1 protein-coding gene is annotated in these 2,053 nt (G+C 68.7%); it reads left to right on the forward strand.

The genetic code is table 11. The features are described 5' to 3' along the window. Positions 1–260: 260 nt before the first annotated feature. Positions 261–2,053 (forward strand): TonB-dependent receptor (locus GJV64_RS13950; protein WP_164158025.1); only part of this gene is annotated, 1,793 nt, incomplete at its 3' end.

Genomic DNA, 2,053 nt, shown 5'->3' on the forward strand with positions numbered 1-2,053 from the left:
CTGCTCGCCACCGCGCTGCGGCCGCCGGCCGGCCAGGTCTATGCCTCGTTGCGCAAGGGGCGGCTGGGCTGGCCGGAGCCTTCGCTGTTGGCGCGGGACGATGCCGCCTGCGCCGCCCTGTGGCGCGACAGCATCGCTCTTGCTGGCCTGCCGCAGGACTGAGGCGGCGGCTCCGCCCAGCCGATCCGCAGTTTCCGCTTGCCTTTCTGCGAATGCGTCGCAATACAGCACGCAACTGATAGTCATTCGCAGGAATCGTCGTGAAGCGTCTCCTCCTCCTCAGCACTGCCCTCCTGATGGCCGGCGCCGCGCAAGCCGAAGATCGGATGGCCGAAGAGCTGATGGCGCTGGACGGAGACGCGCCGACCATTGTCGTCACCGCCACCCGCGACCAAGGCTATCGGGCGGCCAGCATCGGTTCGGCCACCCGCACCGACACGCCATTGCTCGACGTGCCGCAGGCCGTCACCGTGCTCACCCGCCAGCGGCTCGACGATCAGGCCCTGCTGTCGGTGCAGGAGGCGCTGCGCTTCGTGCCGGGCGCGGTGGGTGCGCAGGGCGAGGGCAACCGCGACCAGATCGTGCTGCGCGGCAACAACAGCACCTCCGATTTCTTCGTCGATGGCGTGCGCGACGATGTCCAGTATTTCCGCGATTTCTACAATCTGGAGCGGCTGGAGATCCTGAAGGGCGCCAATGCCATGATCTTCGGGCGCGGCGGCGGCGGCGGGGTGATCAACCGCGTCACCAAGACGCCGATGCTGGACGATCGTGCCATCGCCGGCGATGCCGCCGTTGACAGCTGGGGCAGCTGGCGCCTTGCCAGCGATCTCAACCTGCCGCTGGCCACCGGCATCGCCGGGCGCCTCAACGCCTTTTATGAAGAGGCCAGCAACCACCGCGACTTCTATGGCCTGACCCGCTGGGCGGTGAACCCCACGCTGGGCGTCGACCTGGGCGGGCGCGGCACGCTGGTGCTGGGCTATGAGCATGCTGCCGATGACCGGGTCGCCGATCGCGGCATCCCCTCGCAGAACGGCCGCCCGGCGCCAGTGGACCGCGGGCTCTTCGTTGGCGATGCAGCGCTGAACCGCAGCCGGTTCAATGTCGATGCGCTGTCGCTGGCCGCCGATTATCGCCTGTCCGACACCGTCTCGCTGCGCCATCGCACGCGCTGGGCCGATCATGACAAGGAATATGTGAACGTCTACGCCGCCGGGCCCTTGGCGGCCGATGGCAGCGTGCTGATCGAGGCCTATCGCGATCCCACCAGCCGGCAGAACCTGTTCAGCCAGACCGATATCGACATCACGGCCGAACTGGGCGGCACCCGCCATAATATCCTCGCCGGCTTCGAACTGGGCCGGCAGGTGACGCGCAACCAGCGCATCAACGGCTTCTTCGATACGGTTGCCGGCGGGCCGCGCCAGGTCCGCGTGGCCCTCACCAATCCGTTCGCGCCGCCGCCGGTGACCATCCGCGCCGGCAGCGGCAACCGCTCGATCCGCGGCCAGGCCGAGGTGGCGGCCCTGTTCGTGCAGGACCAGATGACGATCGGCGAGCATGTCGAACTCGTCGGCGGCCTGCGCTATGACCGGTTCGAGCTGACCGTCGATGATCTGCTTGGCGGCGCGCGGTTCGCCCGGGTCGATCATCTCTGGTCGCCGCGCGCCGGGCTGGTTGTCAAGCCGGCGGCCAATGCCTCGCTCTATGCCAGCTTCAGCCGCAGCTACCTGCCGCAATCGGGCGACCAATTCGCCAGCCTTGATCTCAGCCTCGCCGCGCTCGAGCCCGAAGGCTTCCTGAACCGCGAGATCGGCGCCAAGTGGGACATCACGCCCGGCCTCAACCTCAATGTCGCCTATTATGTGCTGGATCGCACCAACACGCGGGCACCGGGCGCCGTCGCCGGCACCATCGAGCTGACCGGGCGCCAGCGCAGCCGTGGCCTCGAAGTGGGGCTGGACGGCGAGATCGCGCCGTGGTGGCAGCTGCAGGCCGGCCTTGCCGTGCAGCGCGCCCGCATCACCAGCACCACCAGCGCGGCGCCGGC

The sequence above is a fragment of the Sandarakinorhabdus rubra genome (genome assembly GCF_010994245.1).
Taxonomy (GTDB): domain Bacteria; phylum Pseudomonadota; class Alphaproteobacteria; order Sphingomonadales; family Sphingomonadaceae; genus Sandarakinorhabdus; species Sandarakinorhabdus rubra.